We start from the raw sequence: 20,132 nt of genomic DNA, 5'->3' as shown, positions 1-20,132 counted from the left end.
CGCTTTCGTAGTCGGAGACGCGTTCAGGATACGTGGGGAGCCCCCTTTCGGGTTTCGGCAACCGGGGGCACCCGTCCACGCCCGGCGCCCCGTCACCCCCGCTCCGGCCCTTGCGGCACATGGGCCATGCCCCGGATAGGTGAATCCCGCCGAGCCCCTGACCGGGCGCGGGAGCCCCTTGCGGTGTTGCCGACCGCCCCCGTAGAAGATCACCAGCACAAGTTACCGCCCGGTATCAACCGGGCCCGGTTCACGTCACGGGGGCGATGAACATGAGCACGAACAACACCAGGCCCGCAGGCAGGCACGACCGGCGCAGGCCCCAGGCCGTACCACCCCAGCGGTCCCGGCGGCTCCAGCCGCACCGCCCGCCCCGGCCCCACCAGTGGTTCGCGGAACGGCTGCTCGCGGTCCTCAGCGGCCAGCGCCCGGTGCACTGGATGCTCGGCCACACCATCGGGGACGCCTACGACCAGCTCGCCGAACTGGCCCCCGGCCTCCCGCTCGGGGCCACCCGGGGCAGCCGCCCGGTCCTGCGCCACTGCCACGGCGCCCAGCCCGCCACCGGGGTGGTCGAGGCGTTCGCCAGCATCGCGGCGGGAGACCGGGTCCAGGCCATGGCCTTCCGCCTGGAACAGGGCGCCGACCACCGCTGGCGCTGCGCCGCCGTGGAACTGGGCGGCGAACCCCTGGTCCCCGCCGGCCCGGGGCCGCGGTGAGCCTCGCACGACGGCAGGGGCCGGACACCCCGAGGTGTCCGGCCCCTGCCGCTGTCGTACCGCTGCTGTTACTTCTTACGACGGCGACCGCCGCCGCCACCGCTGCTCTTCTGCGCCTTACGGCGCTCCGCCCGCGTCATGCCGTCCGTGGACCGCGTGGCACCGGCGCTGTCGGTGGCGAAGTCGCCCTCGACGACACCGCCCTCGCCGTCCACCGTGGGGGCGGAGAAGTGCAGCCGGTCGGGGCGCTGCGGCGCCTCCAGGCCCTTGGCCCGGATCTGGGGGGCGGCGGGCTCCTTCTCCAGCGACGGGCGCTCGGCCGCGTCCTGCACCGGAACCTCCTCGACCTGCTGCTCGACCTGGACCTCCAGGTTGAACAGGTAGCCGACGGACTCCTCCTTGATGCCCTCCATCATGGCGTTGAACATGTCGAAGCCCTCGCGCTGGTACTCCACCAGCGGGTCCTTCTGCGCCATGGCCCGCAGGCCGATGCCCTCCTGGAGGTAGTCCATCTCGTAGAGGTGCTCGCGCCACTTGCGGTCCAGCACGGAGAGGACGACGCGCCGCTCCAGCTCGCGCATGATGTCGGAGCCGAGGGTCTTCTCGCGCTCCGCGTACTGCTCGTGGATGTCGTTCTTGACGGCCTCGGCGATGAACTCGGCGGTGACGCCCGCCAGGTCCCCGGCCTCCTCCTCCAGCTCCTCGACGGTGACCTTCACCGGGTAGAGCTGCTTGAAGGCGCCCCACAGCCGGTCCAGGTCCCACTCCTCGGCAAAGCCCTCGGCGGTCTCCTGCCGGATGTAGTCGTCGATCGTGTCGTCCATGAAGTGCCGGATCTGGTCCTGGAGGTCCTCGCCCTCCAGGACGCGGCGGCGCTCGCCGTAGATGACCTCACGCTGCCGGTTGAGCACCTCGTCGTACTTCAGGACGTTCTTGCGCGTCTCGAAGTTCTGCTGCTCGACCTGCGACTGGGCGGAGGCGATGGCGCGGGTGACCATCTTGTTCTCGATCGGGACGTCGTCGGGGACGTTCGCCATCGACATGACGCGCTCGACCATCTGGGCCTTGAACAGGCGCATCAGGTCGTCGCCCAGCGACAGGTAGAAGCGGGACTCGCCCGGGTCGCCCTGACGGCCGGAACGACCACGCAGCTGGTTGTCGATCCGGCGCGACTCGTGGCGCTCCGTGCCGAGGACGTACAGCCCGCCCAGCTTCTTGACCTCTTCGAACTCCGCCTTCACGGCCTGCTCGGCCGCCTCCAGCGCGGCGGGCAGCGCGGCCGCCCACTCCTCGACGTTCTCCACCGGGTCGAGGCCGCGCTGGCGCAGCTCCGCCTCGGCGAGGTCGTCCGGGTTGCCGCCGAGCTTGATGTCGGTGCCTCGGCCGGCCATGTTCGTGGCGACCGTGACCGCGCCCTTGCGGCCGGCCTGGGCGACGATCGTCGCCTCCCGGTCGTGCTGCTTGGCGTTGAGGACCTCGTGCTGGACACCGCGCTTGGAGAGCTGCTGCGAGAGGTACTCGGACTTCTCGACCGAGGTGGTGCCGACCAGGATCGGCTGGCCCTTCTCGTGCTTCTCCGCGATGTCGTCGACGACGGCGGCGAACTTGGCGACCTCGGTGCGGTAGATCAGGTCCGACTGGTCGGCCCGGACCATCGGCCGGTTGGTCGGGATCGGCACCACGCCGAGCTTGTAGATCTGCTGGAACTCGGCGGCCTCGGTCATCGCCGTACCGGTCATGCCGGAGAGCTTGTCGTAGAGGCGGAAGAAGTTCTGCAGGGTGATCGTGGCGAGGGTCTGGTTCTCGTCCTTGATGTCCACCCCTTCCTTCGCCTCGATCGCCTGGTGCATGCCCTCGTTGTAGCGGCGGCCGGCGAGGATACGGCCGGTGTGCTCGTCGACGATCATGACTTCGCCGTCGATGACGACGTAGTCCTTGTCCTTCTTGAACAGTTCCTTCGCCTTGATGGCGTTGTTCAGATAGCCGACGAGCGGGGTGTTGACCGACTCGTAGAGGTTGTCGATACCGAGCCAGTCCTCGACCTTGGCGACGCCGGACTCATGGATGCCCACGGTCCGCTTCTTCTCGTCGACCTCGTAGTCGCCGGTCTCCTCGATGCCCTTGAGCTGGTTGCCCGCCTCACCCTTGGTGAGGCGCGTGACCAGCTTGGCGAAGTCGCCGTACCACTTGGTGGCCTGGTCGGCCGGGCCGGAGATGATCAGCGGCGTACGGGCCTCGTCGACGAGGATCGAGTCGACCTCGTCGACCACGGCGAAGTTGTGGCCTCGCTGGACGAGCTCGTCCTTGGACCACGCCATGTTGTCGCGGAGGTAGTCGAAACCGAACTCGTTGTTCGTGCCGTACGTGATGTCGCAGGCGTACTGCTCACGGCGCTGGGCCGGGGTCATGTTGGCGACGATGCAGCCGACGGAGAGGCCCAGGAACTTGTGGACCCGGCCCATCAGCTCGGAGTCGCGCTGGGCCAGGTAGTCGTTGACCGTGATCAGGTGCACGCCCTTGCCGGAGAGCGCGTTGAGATACGCGGGCAGGGTGCCGACGAGGGTCTTGCCCTCACCGGTCTTCATCTCGGCCACATAGCCGAGGTGCAGGGCGGCTCCGCCCATGATCTGTACGTCGTAGTGGCGCTGTCCGAGAACGCGCTTGGCGGCCTCGCGAATCGTGGCGAACGCCTCGGGGAGCAGGTCGTCCAGGCTCTCGCCGTCCGCGTACCGTTCCTTGTACTCGTCGGTGAGCGCCCGCAGCTCGGCGTCGGAGAGGTTGACGAAGTCCTCTTCGATGGAGCTGACCTGGTCCGCGATGCGGTGCAGTTTGCGCAGGATCTTGCCTTCGCCTGCACGCATGAGCTTGTTGAAGACGGACACTGAGGCTGGTCTCCTTGCCGGTCGGGCCTGGCACTGGGTCGTGTGATGGACTCTGGCGCGGGCACGGCAGGTGGGCCCCACCGCAACGGCCATCGTAAGCGAGGACACCACCGCGTCGGGAGGGCTGCCGTCGCGTGGACCTCGCCGCACCCTCCCGGACAACGGACGAGAGGCGCGGAAGGTGCCGGGAAGCCCCAAAAGTGCTCGCATCGCGGCCCCCGGCTCATGAGAATCACTGTATGGAGCCGACCACTCTCACCACGCGACGCCTTCTGCTGCGGCCGTTCGGCCCGCAGGACACCTACAAGGTGCACGCGGCCTGTCAGGACCCGGACATCCAGCGCTGGACGGTGATCCCCTCGCCGTACCGGCTCACCGACGCGGAACTGTTCATCGCCCAGCTCGCCCCGGCGGGGTGGCGGGACGACTCCGCCTACAGCTTCGCCCTGGTGCTGCCGGAGAGCGGCACGCTCGTCGGGGCGCTCTCCGTCGACCGCCGCAGCCGCCCGGGGACGTACGAGGTCGGCTACTGGTCCTCCCGGGAGCACCGCAATCGCGGGTACGTCACCGAGGCCGTGCTCGGCTCCGCCCGTTGGGCGTTCACCGCGCTCGGGGCGGACCGGCTGGAGTGGCGCGCCGAGATCGGCAACGTGGCCTCCCGGGCGGTCGCCCTGCGGGCCGGGTTCCGGCTGGAGGGCGAGCAGCGGTCCGGGCTGCTCAACAAGGGGGTGCGGCGGGACGCCTGGACGGCGGCGCTGCTCCCGTCCGACCTGGGGCTGCCGGGCACCCACCCGTACCTCCCCGAGCGGCACGGTGCCGCCCCGGACTCCGCGCGGTGAGGCGGCCGCCGGTGCTCCCTCCCTGACTGTCAGTGGCGCGGTCTAGGGTTCGACGTATGACGCCTGTGCCGCCTCCCGCAGTCGAACTCTCCGCCGACCAGGCCCGCCGCATCGCGCTGCGCGCCCAGGGCTTCCTGGGCGCTCCGGACCGCCGGGCGGGGGTGCCCGGGGTGCTGCGTCACCTCGGGGCCGTCCAGTTGGACACCATCTCGGTGCTGGCCCGCTCGCACGAGCTGATTCCCTACGCCCGGCTCGGCGCGGTGGGCAGGCGCGCGGTGGAGGAGGCGTACTGGTCGGGCGGCCGCTCCTTCGAGTACTGGTCGCACGCCGCGTGCATCCTGCCCGTCGAGGAGTGGCCGCACTTCGCTTTCCGCCGCCGCGCCTACCGGGCCCGTCCGCACTGGCACCACGATCTGCCCGTCGGCGTCTACGACACGGTGATCAAGCAGTTGCGTACGGAGGGCCCGCTGACGGCGACCGAGCTGGGCGGCGCGAAGAACGGCGGGGAGTGGTGGGACTGGTCGGCCTCCAAGGTCGCCGTCGAGCGGGCGCTGATGTACGGCGAGGTGGTCTGCACCGAGCGGCGCGGCTGGAAGCGGGTCTACGACCTGGCCGAGCGGGCGATCCCGGACGCGGTGCTCCACGACGACCTGAGCGACACCGAGTGCCGGCGGCGGCTGGTCGCGCTGGCGGGCCGGTCGCTGGGGGTGGGCACCCGCAGCGACATCGCGGACTACCACCGGCTGAAGGGCGAGGAGTTCGACGCGGTGGTGGCGGACTCGGGGCTGGTGCCGGTGACGGTGGAGGGCTGGTCCAAGCCCGCCTGGGCGGACCCGGAGGCGCTGGCCACCGAGCCGCGCGGACGCCACCGTACGACGCTGCTGTCGCCGTTCGACTCGCTGGTCTGGGAGCGGGCGCGGACCGAGCGGATCTTCGGCTTCACACACCGGCTGGAGGCGTACGTCCCCAAGCAGAAGCGGGTCCACGGCTATTTCGCGATGCCGCTGCTGGCGGGCGGGAAGCTCCAGGGCCGCGTCGACCCGGCGCGCGAGGGCACCACGCTGGTTGCCCGGCAGGCCTCGCTGGCCGGTGCGAAGGCGGTGGCCCCGATGGCCCAGGCGCTGGTGGAGGCGGCGGCCTGGGTGGGCTGTACGGACATCCGGCTGGAGCGGATCGACGCCCCGGAGCTGCGCGATCCGCTCAGGGACGAGATCGGCCGGGCACTGCAGCGGGCCTACCGGTGAGCCCACGTCCCGCGCGGATCACCTGATTTCGAGGATCTTCTCCCGCATGGCATAGACCACGGCTTCCATGCGGGAGTGCAGCTGGAGCTTCTCCAGAATATTGCGGACGTGGTTCTTCACCGTGTTCTCGGAAATGAACAACTCCTTGGCGATATCCCGGTTGTTCATGCCGGTCGCCACGAGTTTCAGCACTTCCAGCTCCCGGTCGGTGAGCCGGGGGGCGGGGACGAGCCGCCGCTCGTCGGTGCGCTGGATCATCGATTTGAACTCGGTGAGCAGCTTGGAGGCCATGGAAGGGCTGATCTGGGACTGTCCGTCGGCCACGGCGCGAATGGCCGTCGCCACCTCGTCGGTGGAGATCTCCTTGAGGAGATATCCGGTGGCGCCCGCCTTGATCGCATCGTAGAGGTCGGCCTCCTCGTCGCTGATCGTCAGCATGATGATCTTCGCGCTGGGGGCCACCTCCTTGATGGCGGTGCAGGCCTCGATGCCGCCGCGCTTGGGCATCCGCACATCCATCAGGATGATGTCGGGCAGCAGGTCGGCGGCCTTGTCGACCGCCTCCGCGCCGTCACCGGCCTCACCGACGACCTGGATGTCCTCCTCCTGCGCGAGGACGATCTCCAGCCCCCTGCGGAAGAGCGCGTGGTCGTCGACCACGAGGACCCTGATCGGCTCCTTGCGCGGGGGGCCGTCCACGTCGTCGACGGCATGGGCACCGTCGTCGTCGGAGCCACTCGCACCGCGCACGGGCCCGAAGGTGTCCACCATCGTTCCTCCCCCTGAAGGCCACGGCCTGATAGTCATCGGTCGTCCGCCAACGGCGTTCCAGCGAACACCGGTTGGCTCGGGACGCCATGATTCCATGCCGCGACGCCCCAGCGGTGATCCTGCACCCGCGCGCAGGTGCCCCTGGTGGCGTGAAAACGCTCCAGGGGCACCGTGGTGGCGGGGCGTCAGCCGCCGAGCGCACCACCCGCGCCGCCTGCTTCGTCAGCGGCGAGCGGGTCGGTCCTCAGGTGGATGACGCCGTAGTCGTAGGCGTGTCGCCGGTAGACGACACTGGGCTCCTTCGTCTCGGAGTCGACGAACAAGTAGAAGTCGTGCCCGACCAGTTCCATCTCGTAGAGCGCCTGGTCGAGCGCCATGGGCGCGGCGGTGTGGGTCTTCTCGCGCATCACGAGCGGCCCTTCGCCCTGCACCTCGATCGATCCGACCTTCGTGGTCGGTACGGGTTCCGACGGCTGCTCGCCGACCAGCTCGCCGTCCTCGTCGAACGACGCGACACCCGGCACCACGTCCCCGACCTCGGCGGCCGAGAGACGGCCGTTGCCCCGGCGGCTGTAGCGCTTGTCGTGCTGCTTGCGCAGCCGGGCCTCCAGCTTTCCGGTGGCCAGGTCGAGCGCTGCGTAGGGGTCACCCGCTGCCGCCTCCGCCCGGATGACCGGGCCGCGCGAGCGGAGCGTGATCTCCACCCGGTCGGAACGGTCGGCCTGACGGGGATTCGGCTCCTTGGACACCTCGACGTCGAGGCTGATCACCTTGCCGTCGAACTTCTGGATCTTGTCCAGCTTCAGCTTCTCGGCCACGTGCTTGCGGAACCGCTCGGGCACCTCGGTCTTGCGGCCCTTGACGACGATGTCCACGCAGAACTCCGTTCCCGGATCGCCCCGCTCATGCGGCGGAGCATCTCCCTTTTGCACCAGCCCCCGGTGATCCCCAGGGGCCTCGGACTCGGTGACTTTCGCCTCCTCCTCCCCCGTCGGAGAGGTCACTACCCCACCGGCTCGACTGCTTCCGGTCCATCGGTGAGTTACCTGCCCGAAACCTCAAGGTGCATTCATCGAGGTTCGGCCTTCACCGTTCCTCACCACCGAACATAGCCTGCGCACCCGGGTATCGGCACCCGCTACCGGCACTTACCTCCGTTCAGGGGGGTTTGCCCTCTCATTACCTGCAACGACGCAAGTTCTCGGTCAGTTCCGGTTTATTTCGAAGGCAGACGGAGAAGCGGAGACGACCGCCGCCGAGCACACCGCGCCGCCCGAGAAGCCCACCGCGCGGCCGGAGGCTCCGCGGGGGCTCCCGAGCGCCTCCGCGACGGCCCGCGCCGCCTCGGCCAGCGTCGCTCCCGTCGTCAACAGGTCGTCCACCAGGACCACCCTTCCGTGGGCGAGCAGCCGCTCTCCCCCGCCGGCCACCTCCAGCGCCCCGGCGAGGTTCGCCCGCCGCCCACGGGCCCCCAGCCCCGACTGGTCGACGACCCTGCGGCGCTGCCGCAGCACCGGGAGCACCCGGGCCGGACACCCCGCGCGCCGCAGCTCGTGCGCCGCCGAGCGGGCGATCCGGCGCACCGGATCATGGCCGCGCGCCGCGGTCGCGGAGTGCGCGGAGGGTACGGGCACCAGCAGCAGGGGCCCCACGGCCCCCATCTGCCCCGTCCCGGCCCGTACGGAGGCCGCCAGGGCCCGGCCGAGGGGTCGCGCGAGCCCGAGTGCCCCGCGCTCCTTGTGGGCCAGCAGCACCGCGCGTACGGCGTTCTCGTACGGCGCCGCCGCATGCACCTCGGGAAGCCCCGCGGGCCGGGGCGAGGGGCGCACTCTCCGGGGGGCCGCCCCGCTCAGCGCGGACCCGCACACCGGGCACAGCTCCGTACGCGGTCTGCCGCAGCCCGCGCAGGCCACCGGCAGGACCAGACCGGAGAACTCCCGCCACCACTCCCGCATGGCTCCACAGTGCCGGGCCTCCGGAGGACGGACCACCCCTGTGGAAAACCGCCGGTACGAACCCGTCCCGTGCCCGGTCCCCCCGTCCGGTTCCGTGCCCGGGGCCGACGTCACCCCGGGTAGACCAGCGAGGTGCCTTCCTCCAGGACCGTCTGCCAATTGTCGCCCGGTGAGAGCTTCACTATGCCGTCGCCCTCGGTCTCCGCCATCAACGGCAGCAGCTCGTCGTCCGCCGCGGCGACCGCCCGGACCTGGTTGACGCCCGGGAGCACCCCGGAGGCACCGGAGGACGGCGTGGAGCCGTCCGCCTGCACGTACCGCACCTGCTGGATGCCGCCCGCCTCCTTGCCGACCACCACGAGCCGGCTGCGGCCCGACCAGGAGATGGCCGAGACGTCCGTGAGCTGGGGCGCGGCCTGGCGCAGATCCTCGACGGAGATCTCGGGCGCCTCGTCGGTCCCGCGCCGCTCGACCCGGCCGATCTTCAGCGTCGTGTGCCCGTCCTCCGTCACGAGCAGGGCGATGCGCACGCCGTCCGCCGAGAGCCGCAGCTCCTCGATCCGCCCACCGTCCAGGCCCGGGACCCGGACCTCCTGCGGCTCGCCCTCGCCCTCGGCCAGCCGCAGCAGCCGCGGGCGCGCCTTGTCGCGGTCGGCGACCCAGAGATCGCCCCGCCCGTCCCAGCTCGGGGACGACAGCCGGTCGGCGGCCTTCTTGCCCGCGCTGGTCACGGCGGGCGGGGCCAGCTCGCCCGACGCGACCAGGGAGGCGACGTAGAGGTGCTGTCCGTCGGCCGAGACCGCGGCGGCCCGCTGCTCGTCCCGGGCCACGCCGACGGCGCCCATCGCGGCCGCACCGGTGCCGAGGGGGCCGTGCACCGCCTCGGGGGTGCCGTTGCCCCCGGTGGCGCCGGGGATCTTCTGGACCATCCCCTTGGCGTCGATGAAGTACTGGCTGTCGGGCCCGTCGGAGCCGCTGTCGGCGGAGAACTTCGCCGCCTCGTCCGCGTCCAGCGCGCAGAGCCAACCCTTGCCGCCCTCCAGCTCCACCTGCTCGACCCGGGCGGAGGTCAGATCCCGCAGGGTGAAGAGCACCTGGGCGGCCATCATCCGGCAGGCCGCCCGGCCCGCCTTGTCGGCCTTGTCGTTGAGCGGCACCTTCAGCACGTTCTGGTCGTCGGGGGCCAGCGCGACGACGCCCTTGCGCAGCGCGGTCCCGGTGGGGAACCGGGAGTCGACCACGGGCCGCAGCCAGTTCGTCGGCCCCTCCAGCAGCGTCCTGACCGTCTGCGTCGCCGTACTCATGCGGGTGAGCGGATCGGTGCCCGTACGTACGTAGACGGGGTCGGCGACGAGCGCCGGGCGGCCGTCCGTCCGCCCGGTGGCGAAGTAGTACTTGTTCACGGAGCGGTAGAGCCGCTTGAAGTCGGACTGCCCGAGGACCAGCCCGTCGGGCACGATGTCGATGCGCCACTCGGTCTTGCCGTCCGCCACCTCCTCCCGCACCAGGTGCAGGATCTGGGAGTAGTCGGTGGGGGCGAGCGGCTGGTACGAACTCTGGGCGTCGACCGCCGCCACCTTCTCGCCGGTCAGCGTGTAGGAGGTCTCGGAGTCGCGGCGCTCCTCGTCGTGGAGGAGGGGGCCGCTGCGGTTGGGGGCCTGGGCGAGCACGGTGGTGCCCTCGCTCGGCTGCCAGGTCTTGGCGGCCGCCCGGCTCAGGTATTTGCGGGTGGTCCGGAAACCGGGGTCGTCGCTGGTCATCGACTCCAGGAAGCCGTCGACGATCTCGCTGGGCGCCGCGCCCTCGCGGGGCTCCACCGCGTACACCTGCACCTGGGAGTCGCCCGGCTGCGAGGCGTCGACCGCCTTGACGTCACCGGTCACCGGCATCGACCCGCAGCCGGCGAGCACGATGACGGAGCAGCCGAGCAGCGCGGTGAGCCGCACGCCGCGTCCGGGGCCGCCACGACGGCGGTCAGTACCCACGAGTGGTGTCCTCCTGGTCGGAAGGGTGCGCCGGGGAGTCGGCGCCGCCGGGGCGCTCCGGTGCCGGGCGGGCCACGACCCGGGCCCCGTTGCCGGGCAGGGCCGCCGGGTGCACCGAGGCGGGGGCGGGGTGCGGCACGGCGGAACCACGGGCCGGGACGGGCAGCGGTGAGCGCTTCGCCGCCCCGGTCTGGCTCGGCACGGAGAGCAGCCGGTTCTCGCCCGTCGGTGCCTCGTCGCGCTCCCGGCTCTCGCGGTTGCGCCGGGAGTCCTCGGGCTCCAGCGGTATCGGTGAACCGCGCAGCGGCTCGTCCGCCGTACGCGGCAGGGTCAGCCGGAACTGGGAGCCGCCGCCGGGCTCGCCCCAGGCCTGGAGCCAGCCGCCGTGCAGCCGGGCGTCCTCGACCGCGATGGAGAGGCCGAGGCCGGTGCCGCCGGTGGTCCGGGCCCGCGCCGGGTCGGCGCGCCAGAATCGGTTGAAGACCCGGGTCGCCTCGCCGGGCTTGAGCCCGACCCCGTAGTCCCGTACGGCCACGGCGACCGCGCCCTGGGCCACGCCCATCCGCACCACGACGTCCCGGCCCTCACCGTGCTCGACGGCGTTGACCACGAGGTTGCGCAGCACCCGCTCGACGCGCCGGGCATCGGCCTCGGCGATCACGGGCTGGTCGTCACCGACGACCAGGATGCGGCTGCCCTTGCGCTCGGCGAGCGGCTCGGCGCCGCCGATCACCCGGTGCACCACGGTCCGCAGGTCTATCGGCTCGGCCTCCAGCGCCGCCGCGCCCGCGTCGAACCGGCTGATCTCCAGCAGGTCGGAGAGAAGCGACTCGAAGCGGTCCAGCTGGTCACCGAGGAGTTCGGCGGAACGCGCGGTGACGGGGTCGAAGTCGACACGCGCCTCATGGATGACGTCGGCCGCCATCCGTACGGTCGTGAGCGGGGTCCGCAGCTCGTGCGAGACGTCGGAGACGAAGCGCCGCTGCATCCGGGAGAGCTCCTCCAACTGCTGGATCTTGAGCTGGAGGTTCTGCGCCATCTTGTTGAAGGCCTCACCGAGCCGGGCGATGTCGTCCTCGCCGGTGACCTTCATCCGCTCCTGGAGCTTCCCGGCGGAGAGCCGCTCCGCGATGCCGGCCGCCATCCGCACCGGGGTGACGACCTGGCGCACCACGAACCAGGCGATGGCCCCGAGCAGCACGACGACGAAGAGCCCGGCGGTCGCCAGGGTCGTCTTGACCAGCGTCAGGGACTTCTCCTCCTGCGTGAGCGGGAAGAGGTAGTACAGCTCGTAGGGGTGCTGGTCGATGTCGTAGAGCCGCTTGCCGACGACGAGGCCGGGCTGCGACTCGGTGCCGTTGGAGTAGCGGATCAGGGAGTACGTCTGGAAGGCGCCCTGTCCCTTGCCCACGTCCTGGCGCAGCCGCTCGGGCACGCTGGCCGCCTCGACGCTGCCCGAACCGCGGGGGGCGCGGCTGCCCGCACCCTCGTTGGCGGAGTCCGCGCTGAGGGCGACCACGTTGAAGGCGTTCTTGCCGCCGCTCGCGAGCTGATCGACGAGTTCGGTGCGCCAGGAGGTGTTGGCGGTCATGCCGTCGGGGCCCTCGGTGCCCTGACCGCCCGGGGCCAGGGAGGCGTTCGCCCGCTCCTGGGCGGCGGCGAAGCCACCGGCGGCCTGGGTCTGGGCGGCCTTGCCCTTCGCGTCGAGCAGACCGTTGCGGACCTGTCCGATCACGACGAAGCCGAGCAGCAGCACCACGCCCATCGACATCAGCAGCGTGCCCGCGACGACGCGGAGCTGCAGATTGCGCCGCCACAACCGCACGGCGGGCAGCAGCGGACGACGCACCCACCGCATGAGCAGACGGGGCACGGGCCCACCGGGCGTCCGGTCCTGGAACAACCGGCCGCCCTGCAGGAATCGGCTCATACGAGAAGCCTTCCGTCCCGGACCGGCAGCCCGCTCCGTACGGACTCCCGGCCCCCCGGGGTTCGGAGCAGCGCTGCCCTCAGCCATGTCAGCTCGGTCCGGCCTTGTAACCGACCCCCCGGACGGTCACGACGATCTCCGGCCGCTCCGGGTCCTTCTCGACCTTGGAGCGCAGCCGCTGGACATGCACGTTCACCAGCCGGGTGTCGGCCGCGTGCCGGTAGCCCCAGACCTGCTCCAGCAGGACCTCACGGGTGAAGACCTGCCAGGGCTTACGGGCGAGAGCGACCAGCAGGTCGAACTCCAGCGGGGTGAGGGCGATGGACTGCCCCTCCCGCTTCACTGAGTGACCGGCCACATCGATGACCAGGTCACCGATGGTCAACTGCTCCGGCGCGGGCTCTTCGGACCGCCGCAGGCGGGCCCTGATCCGGGCGACCAGCTCCTTCGGTTTGAACGGCTTGACGATGTAGTCGTCGGCACCTGATTCCAGGCCGACCACGACATCGACGGTGTCGCTCTTGGCAGTGAGCATGACGATCGGCACACCGGACTCGGCCCTGATCAGCCTGCACACCTCGATGCCGTCCCTTCCGGGCAGCATGAGGTCGAGCAGCACCAGGTCCGGCTTGGCCTCACGAAATGCGGCCAGTGCCTTGTCGCCGTCCGCTACGAACGACGGCTCGAAACCTTCTCCACGCAGCACAATCCCGAGCATCTCGGCCAGTGCGGTGTCGTCGTCGACGACAAGGACGCGTCCCTTCATAATCGACATCATCCCATTAGCTAATCGTTACCTGCGATGACCTGGCACACAGCTCGGCCAGTCCAACCCCCGTGACCGGGGAAATGACACCCTCCTCGGTGACGATCGCCGTGATCAGCTCCGGCGGCGTGACGTCGAAAGCCGGGTTGTACACCGGGGCCCCGAGGGGTGCGACGACCATCCCACCCCCACCACCCGTCGACCCGCTCCGCGGCGATGTGACCTCCGTCACTTCTTGCCCGGAACGCTGCTCGACGACGATCGATGTGCCCTCCGCCGTCTCCATGTCCACGGTCGTCGTCGGGGCCACCACGATGAACGGCACATGGTGGTACTTCGCCAGCACCGCCAGCGGATAGCTCCCCACCTTGTTGGCCACCGAGCCGTCCGCGGTGATGCGGTCCGCCCCGATGAGCACGGCGTCCACCTCCCCCGCGGCGAACAGGGACCCCGCCGCACTGTCCGTGAGCAGGCTGTACGCCATCCCGCCACGGGCCGCCTCGTACGCAGTCAGCCTCGCCCCCTGGAGCAGCGGCCGGGTCTCGTCCACCCACAGCCGGCGCAGCCGCCCCTGCCGGTGCACCCGCAACGCCACCGCGAACGCCGTCCCCTCGCCCCCGGAGACCAGCGCCCCGGTGTTGCAGTGGGTCAGCAGTTGGTAGCCCCGCCCGGGCAGCAGCTCCTCCAGCAGCGCCGTCCCGTGCTCCGCCATCCGCGCGCTGGCCCGGGCGTCCTCCCGGTGCAGCGCCTGCGCCTCGGCCAGGGCCACGGCGGCGGCCTCCGCCGCCTCCGCCCCCTTCCTGGCCGCCGCCCAGTAGGCCGTGGCCACCCGTCGCACCCCGTAACCGAGGTTCACCGCGGTGGGCCGCGCCCCCTCCAGCAGCCCGGCCGCCTCCGCCACGTCGTAGCCCCGCGCCGCCGCGAGCGCCACCCCGTACCCCCCGGCGATCCCGAGCAGCGGAGCCCCTCGCACCGCCAGCGTCCGGATCGCCCGCACCAGCGCGGGCACATCCGTACAGACCAGCTCGACCTCCTCCGCGGGCAGCCGCGTCTGGTCGAGGAGCACCAGTACGGGACCTTCCGGAAGCTCGTCCCAACGGAGCACGGAAAGCGCGGGAGGCTCTTCACCCACCGGTGTTTGCACGTCCTGATCAGCCATCCGCCCAGTCTGCCCGGTGAGCCGCCCACAAATGAAGGCACGAAGGAGAGAAGGCTCCCGGTCCGCCCCGCACCGGCCCGTGGCACGATGGCTGCCAACCTGCCGCGCCGATGAGCGGTCAGGACGGTGAAGGAGCGAGAATGAACGACTCTCCGGGCTGGGCGACGCCCGGATCTGCCCCCTCCGACGGCCAGGAGGCGGCCATTCCCCGCCCCTCCGAGCCCAAGGACGGAAGCGCGCCGACGGGACAGTGGTCCCCCGAGCAGCCGCCTCCCGGGCAGTGGTCCCCGCCGAGCAACCCCGCCGGCGGCCCCGGCGCGCGCCCGCCCGCCCCCGGCTGGGGCGGCGGACCGCAGCACCGGCCCTGGGGCGCACAGCCCCCGGCCGCGAAGCCCGGCGTCATCCCGCTGCGCCCGCTGGGCCTCGGTGAGATCCTCGACGGCTCCGTCTCGGCCCTGCGCGCCCACTGGCGCACCGCACTCGGCTTCAGCCTCGCGGTCTCCGTGGTCGTTCAGATCGCCGTCGTCCTCATGCAGCGCTACCTCCTGCCCAAGCCGACCAACATCGACCCGAACGCCTCCGGCACCGAAGCCCTCCGCCAGGCTTCCGAATCCCTCCGGACGACGCTGTTCTCGCTCGCCCCGACCTCGCTCTTCACGATGATCGCCACGCTCTTCACCGCGTCGATCGTCACCGTGGTCATCAGCCGCTCTGTGCTGGGCCGCCCCGTCACGCTCTCCGACGCCTGGGCCGAAGCCCGCCCGCGGCTCCTCCCCCTGATCGGGCTGACCCTGCTGGTCACCCTGGCCACCGCTCTGATCATGGCCATCGGCATCGGCCCCGGACTGCTGATGGGATCCGGGGGCGGCGCGGCCCTGGCGGCCCTCGGCTTCCTGGCCGCCTGCGCCGTGATCCTCTGGCTGCAGGTCAGCCTCGCCCTCGCGGCCCCGGCCCTGATGCTGGAGCGGCAGGGCATCATCGCCGCGCTGCGCAGGTCCGCGAAGCTGGTCCGCGGTGCCTGGTGGCGCACCTTCGGAATCCTCGCCCTGACCTACCTGATCGTCTTCCTGCTGAGCTTCCTCGTCTCCATCCCCTTCAGCGCCATCGCCGTCATCGCAGACGGCGTCAGCCTCAGCGAGTTCTTCGAGAGCGGCGGCCCCTCCTTCGGCTGGCCCTTCCTGATCGTCACGGGCATCGGCGAAGTGATCGTCTCCACGCTGCTCTACCCCTTCGTCGCAGGAGTGATGGCCCTGCTCTACGTCGACCAGCGCATCCGCCGCGAGGCGCTCGACCTCGACCTGGCCCGGGCCGCAGGGCTCCCGGGCCACGACACCGACACCCCCCGGAGCTGATGGAGTGCCGGGGGCGGGGGGCGCCACAACAGCACGGCAGGTCATCGGCGCGGGCGACATACCCGTGGACACTCCACGGGTTCCGGCCCGGGAGGCGGCCGAGACCGAGCTGTCCAAGCCGATGTACCACGAGAACGATCCGAACTTCTTCGAGCGCGCCCTGAACGACTTCTGGGACTGGGTCGCCGGGGTGTTCGACGCTGCTGCGAGCGCCGCCCCCGGCGGCCCGGCGGGGCTCGTCGTCCTGGCCCTCCTGGTCATCGGCCTCGCCGTCGCGCTCTGGTGGCGGCTCGGCACCCCGCAACGCTCCTCCCGCCCCGCCGCGGACGCCCTCTTCGAGAGCGACGGCCCCCGCAGCGCCGCCCAGCACCGGGCCGCGGCCGAAGCACACGCCGCCGCCCTCCGCTGGACCGAGGCCGTCCAGGAACGCATGCGGGCCATCGTCCGGTCCCTGGAGGAACGCGCCCTGCTCGACCCCCGCCCCGGCCGCACGGCGGACGAAGCCGCAGCGGAAGCTGGCCGCGTCCTGCCCGACCACGCCGCCCGACTCCGCTCCGCCGCCCGGGAGTTCGACGACGTCACATACGGCGGCCGCACCGCGGGCCAACCCGCGTACCTGGCCCTGCGCACCCTGGACACCGAGCTGGACGAGGCCAAGCCCCTCCTTTCCGGAGCCCTCCGAGGAGCCGCCGGATGACCACGGCCACCGCCCCCTCCCCCACCTCGACCGCACCCACCCCGCACCAGGTCTGGAAGCGCGCACGAGGACTGCTGATTGCCCTGCTCATCCTCGTGATCGCGGGCATCACGTTCGCCGCGGTCCGTTCCGGAACCAACTACGGGCACCTCGACCCCCGTTCCCCCGACCCGAAGGGCAGCCGCGCCGCGGCGGAACTCCTCAAGGACCGCGGGGTGTCCGTCACCGTCGCGACGACCCTCGACGAAGCCACCGCCGCGGTGGGACCCGACACCACGCTCCTGGTCACCGGCCCCAACCTCCTCACCCCCTCGCAACAGCACCAGCTCCACGAGGCGACCACCGCTTCCACCGGCCGCACCCTCCTGATCGCCCCCGGCCCCACGGCCGTCTCCAGACTGGCCCCCGGCGTACGCGCCGAACCCCACCACCCGGTGAGCGCGATCCCCCCGTCCTGCGCACTCCCCGCCGCCCGCGGCGCCGGAACGGCGGACATGGGCGGCATCCGCTACACAGCCCCCGGCTCCACCGCCACCGCCTGCTACCCGAGCGACGGGACCCCCAGCCTCCTGGTCCGCAAGGAGCGCGGAGACGGCGACACCGTCCTGCTCGGCTCCCCCGACTTCCTCCACAACGAGCGTCTCGACCAACAGGGCAACGCCTCTCTCGCCCTGCAACTCCTCGGTTCGCGTGCGCATCTCGTCTGGTACCTCCCTTCTCTGACCGATCCATCCGCCACCAGCGATGACGGCTCCCCCGACGGCACCGACGACGGCCGCACCGGCGAGGAGACCTCCGGCGACGAGAGCGACTTCCTCGACCTGATCCCCTCCGGCTGGCTCTGGGGGACGCTCCAACTCGCCCTCGCCGCAGTCCTCGCCGCGATCTGGCGGTCCCGCCGGCTCGGCCCCCTGGTCACGGAACGGCTGCCGGTCTCCATCCGCGCATCGGAATCCGCCGAAGGCCGCGCCGGTCTCTACCGCAAGGCCAACGCCCGTGACCGGGCAGCCGCGTCGCTGCGAGCCGCCGCCCGCACCCGCATCGCCCGCCTCACCGGCGTCACCGCCCGCGAGGCCCACACCTCTCACGTCCTCCTCCCTGCCGTGGCCGCCCGCACCACCACCACGGACGGCGAACTGAGCATCCTGCTCTTCGGCCCGGCCCCCGCCGACGACGCGGCCCTTGTCCTGCTGGCCGACCACCTCGACGCCCTCGAAAGAGAGGTACGCACTTCATGAGCGCCCCGACCCCCGAGCCGACCGACCCCACAGCGGTCCCCGCGACCCCTGCGGCTCCGGAGCCCGCCGACGGCGCCCGCGCCTCCCTGGAGGCACTCCGCTCCGAGATCGCCAAGGCCGTGGTCGGCCAGGACCCGGCCGTCACCGGACTCGTCGTCGCCCTGCTCTGCCGAGGACACGTCCTCCTCGAAGGAGTCCCCGGTGTCGCCAAGACCCTGCTGGTCCGGGCCCTCGCCGCCTCCCTCCGTCTCGACACCAAGCGCGTCCAGTTCACCCCCGACCTGATGCCGAGCGATGTGACGGGCTCACTCGTCTACGACGCCCGCACCGCCGAGTTCTCCTTCCAGCCCGGCCCGGTCTTCACCAACCTGCTGCTGGCCGACGAGATCAACCGCACCCCTCCCAAGACACAGGCATCCCTCCTGGAAGCGATGGAGGAGCGTCAGGTCACCGTCGACGGCACACCCCGACCGCTGCCGGACCCCTTCCTCGTGGCCGCCACCCAGAACCCCGTCGAGTACGAGGGCACCTATCCGCTGCCGGAAGCCCAACTGGACCGCTTCCTGCTCAAGCTGACGGTGCCTCTCCCTTCCCGGCAGGACGAGATCGATGTCCTCACCCGTCACGCCGACGGCTTCAATCCCCGGGACCTCAAGGCAGCGGGCATACGGCCCGTCGCCGGTCCCGCCGATCTGGAGGCGGCCCGCTCAGCCGTCGCCAAGACCGCGGTCTCCCCCGAAATCGCCGGCTACGTCGTGGATATCTGTCGTGCCACGCGCGAATCCCCCTCGCTCGCTCTGGGCGTCTCCCCCCGAGGCGCCACCGCACTGCTCTCGACCGCACGCGCCTGGGCCTGGCTCACCGGCCGGGACTACGTCACCCCGGACGATGTGAAGGCCTTGGCGCTCCCCACGCTCCGTCATCGCATCCACCTGCGGCCCGAGGCAGAGATGGAGGGGGTCACCCCCGACTCCGTCATCACCTCGGTGCTCGCCCACGTCCCCGTACCCCGATGAGGCGGTGACCATGGCCCTCACCGGACGTACCGCACTGCTGGCCGCGCTGGGATCACTCCCCGTAGGCATCCTTGCTCCGAGCTGGACCGGGATGCTCGCGGTCAACGCACCGCTCTCACTAGCGATTCTGTGCGACTATGCCCTGGCAGCGCCAGTGCGACCGCTTCGATTCACCCGATCCGGTGATACATCTGTTCGACTGGGTGACGCGGCGGAAGTGCAACTCACCGTAACCAACACCTCTCGTCGGCGCCTGCGGGCCCAGCTCCGCGACGCCTGGCCGCCGAGCAGCTGGCCCACGGGGAGCGAACAGGCCTCCTCCCGCCACACGTTGACGGTTCCTCCCGGCGAACAACGGCGTCTCACCGCCGTGCTGCGCCCCACCCGCCGCGGCGACCGCCAGGCCGAGCGCATCACCGTCCGCTCCTACGGCCCCCTCGGCCTCGCCGCGCGCCAGGGCCACCACCGCGTCCCGTGGACCGTGCGCGTGCTGCCCCCGTTCACCAGCCGGAAGCATCTGCCTTCCAGGCTCGCCCGGCTCAGGGAACTCGACGGCCGCACCAGCGTTCTGACGCGGGGTGAGGGCACGGAGTTCGACAGTCTGCGGGCCTACGTGCCGGGGGACGACACCCGTTCCATCGACTGGCGGGCGACAGCGCGCCAGTCGGCTGTCGCGGTCCGGACCTGGCGTCCCGAGCGCGACCGGCACATCCTGATCGTCCTGGACACCGGACGCACCTCCGCGGGGCGGGTGGGTGACGTCCCACGCCTCGACGCGGCCATGGACGCCACGCTCCTCCTCACCGCACTCGCGACACGCGCCGGCGACCGCGTGGGCCTCCTCGCCTACGACCGCCGCGTACGGGCCCGGGTACAGGGCCGGACCACGGGAGGCGACGTCCTGGCCAAGGTCGTCAACACCCTCGGTTCGCTGGAGCCCGAACTCGTCGAGACGGACGCCCGGGGCCTCAGCACCACAGCCCTCTCCGATGCTCCCCGAGGTTCGCTGATCGTCCTTCTGACGAGCCTGGAGGCCGCCCCCGTCGAGGAGGGGCTTCTCCCGGTCCTCCCTCAGCTCACCCAGCGGCACAGGGTTCTGCTGGCAGCTGTGTCCGATCCCCGGATCGAGGAGATGGCAAAGAGCCGGGGCACAGTGGACGCGGTGTACGACGCTGCCGCCGGAGCCCAGGCTCAGGCCGAACGACGCAGCACGGCGGAGAAGCTCCAGCGCCACGGCGTCGTCGTCGTGGACGCCACCCCGGACAACCTCGCTCCCGCGCTCTCCGACGCCTATCTGGCTCTGAAGGCCGCCGGCCGCCTCTGAGCAGGGCACCGGCCCCCTGCCACCCCGGCTATCCACGGGCTGGTCAGGGTGGCGGTCTGCCACAGAACGCAGGAAAGCCCCGCACCATACGGTGCGGGGCTTTCCCACAAAAATTGTTCGGCGGCGTCCTACTCTCCCACAGGGTCCCCCCTGCAGTACCATCGGCGCTGAAAGGCTTAGCTTCCGGGTTCGGAATGTAACCGGGCGTTTCCCTAACGCAATGACCACCGAAACACTATGAAACTTGAACACCGG

At 71.3% G+C, this 20,132-nt stretch carries 16 protein-coding genes and 1 rRNA gene; 8 read left to right on the top strand and 9 right to left on the bottom strand.

Annotated elements, in window-relative coordinates:
• Window positions 1–272 precede the first annotated feature (272 nt).
• Window positions 273–719, top strand: a complete 447-nt coding sequence (locus DJ476_RS21815; protein WP_103418898.1) for an Rv3235 family protein — start codon at window positions 273–275, stop codon at window positions 717–719.
• Window positions 720–787: 68 nt separating this feature from the next.
• On the opposite strand, the gene secA is transcribed toward DJ476_RS21815, so the two are convergent.
• Window positions 788–3,601 (bottom strand): preprotein translocase subunit SecA, encoded by a 2,814-nt coding sequence (gene secA / locus DJ476_RS21810; protein ID WP_103418827.1) that lies wholly within the window; start codon window positions 3,599–3,601, stop codon window positions 788–790.
• A 239-nt stretch (window positions 3,602–3,840) separates the two neighbouring features.
• On the opposite strand from secA, the gene DJ476_RS21805 reads away from it, so the two are divergent.
• Entirely contained in the window at window positions 3,841–4,440 is a 600-nt protein-coding gene (locus tag DJ476_RS21805; protein ID WP_103418826.1) for a GNAT family N-acetyltransferase, read from the top strand.
• A gap of 56 nt (window positions 4,441–4,496) precedes the next feature.
• Window positions 4,497–5,684 carry a winged helix-turn-helix domain-containing protein gene (locus DJ476_RS21800; RefSeq protein ID WP_112491345.1) on the top strand — a complete coding sequence of 396 codons (1,188 nt, stop codon included), beginning with the start codon at window positions 4,497–4,499 and terminating at the stop codon, window positions 5,682–5,684.
• Window positions 5,685–5,702: 18 nt separating this feature from the next.
• Here DJ476_RS21800 and DJ476_RS21795 read toward each other — a convergent pair whose 3' ends face one another.
• From DJ476_RS21795 to mtnA, 7 genes are all read right to left on the bottom strand, one after another.
• Complete coding sequence (locus tag DJ476_RS21795; protein WP_053561012.1) at window positions 5,703–6,455, bottom strand: response regulator; 753 nt, start codon at window positions 6,453–6,455, stop codon at window positions 5,703–5,705.
• 185 nt (window positions 6,456–6,640) lie between these two features.
• A complete protein-coding gene (hpf, locus tag DJ476_RS21790) occupies window positions 6,641–7,330 on the bottom strand; it encodes a ribosome hibernation-promoting factor, HPF/YfiA family (protein ID WP_018512285.1) in 690 nt (229 codons plus the stop codon).
• A gap of 330 nt (window positions 7,331–7,660) precedes the next feature.
• Window positions 7,661–8,410, bottom strand: coding sequence for a ComF family protein (locus DJ476_RS21785; protein WP_112491344.1), 750 nt, complete (start codon window positions 8,408–8,410; stop codon window positions 7,661–7,663).
• Between the two features lie 110 nt (window positions 8,411–8,520).
• On the bottom strand, window positions 8,521–10,356 hold the full coding sequence (locus DJ476_RS21780) for an LpqB family beta-propeller domain-containing protein (RefSeq protein ID WP_112491343.1): 1,836 nt from the start codon (window positions 10,354–10,356) through the stop codon (window positions 8,521–8,523).
• A gap of 28 nt (window positions 10,357–10,384) precedes the next feature.
• On the bottom strand, window positions 10,385–12,412 hold the full coding sequence (gene mtrB / locus DJ476_RS21775) for an MtrAB system histidine kinase MtrB (RefSeq protein ID WP_112491342.1): 2,028 nt from the start codon (window positions 12,410–12,412) through the stop codon (window positions 10,385–10,387).
• A 1-nt stretch (window position 12,413) separates the two neighbouring features.
• Window positions 12,414–13,103, bottom strand: a complete 690-nt coding sequence (mtrA, locus tag DJ476_RS21770) for a two-component system response regulator MtrA (protein ID WP_007448372.1) — start codon at window positions 13,101–13,103, stop codon at window positions 12,414–12,416.
• A 4-nt stretch (window positions 13,104–13,107) separates the two neighbouring features.
• Complete coding sequence (gene mtnA, locus DJ476_RS21765; protein ID WP_078949790.1) at window positions 13,108–14,250, bottom strand: S-methyl-5-thioribose-1-phosphate isomerase; 1,143 nt, start codon at window positions 14,248–14,250, stop codon at window positions 13,108–13,110.
• 140 nt (window positions 14,251–14,390) lie between these two features.
• Between mtnA and DJ476_RS21760 the strand changes: the two genes are divergently transcribed.
• From DJ476_RS21760 to DJ476_RS21740, 5 genes are read left to right on the top strand one after another with little or no spacing between them, the layout of a single operon-like run.
• Window positions 14,391–15,602 (top strand): hypothetical protein, encoded by a 1,212-nt coding sequence (locus DJ476_RS21760; RefSeq protein WP_112491341.1) that lies wholly within the window; start codon window positions 14,391–14,393, stop codon window positions 15,600–15,602.
• Between the two features lie 4 nt (window positions 15,603–15,606).
• Window positions 15,607–16,299, top strand: a complete 693-nt coding sequence (locus DJ476_RS21755; RefSeq protein ID WP_103418819.1) for a DUF4129 domain-containing protein — start codon at window positions 15,607–15,609, stop codon at window positions 16,297–16,299.
• The gene (locus DJ476_RS21750; protein ID WP_103418818.1) at window positions 16,296–17,537 is read left to right on the top strand and encodes a DUF4350 domain-containing protein; all 1,242 of its coding nucleotides are present in this window, start codon (window positions 16,296–16,298) and stop codon (window positions 17,535–17,537) included. Before DJ476_RS21755 ends, DJ476_RS21750 begins: the two co-directional genes overlap by 4 nt.
• Window positions 17,534–18,553: an AAA family ATPase gene (locus DJ476_RS21745; protein WP_181006548.1), complete on the top strand. Its 1,020-nt coding sequence runs from the start codon at window positions 17,534–17,536 to the stop codon at window positions 18,551–18,553. Before DJ476_RS21750 ends, DJ476_RS21745 begins: the two co-directional genes overlap by 4 nt.
• Window positions 18,554–18,563: 10 nt before the next feature.
• On the top strand, window positions 18,564–19,877 hold the full coding sequence (locus DJ476_RS21740) for a DUF58 domain-containing protein (protein ID WP_112491340.1): 1,314 nt from the start codon (window positions 18,564–18,566) through the stop codon (window positions 19,875–19,877).
• Between the two features lie 115 nt (window positions 19,878–19,992).
• On the opposite strand, the gene rrf is transcribed toward DJ476_RS21740, so the two are convergent.
• Window positions 19,993–20,109 (bottom strand): 5S ribosomal RNA (gene rrf / locus DJ476_RS21735).
• Window positions 20,110–20,132 lie beyond the last annotated feature (23 nt).

This window comes from Streptomyces bacillaris, from assembly GCF_003268675.1.
In the GTDB taxonomy this organism is placed as follows: domain Bacteria; phylum Actinomycetota; class Actinomycetes; order Streptomycetales; family Streptomycetaceae; genus Streptomyces; species Streptomyces bacillaris.
The sequence above is the reverse complement of the archived record's forward strand: the minus strand, read 5'-3'. Positions and strand labels throughout refer to the sequence as shown.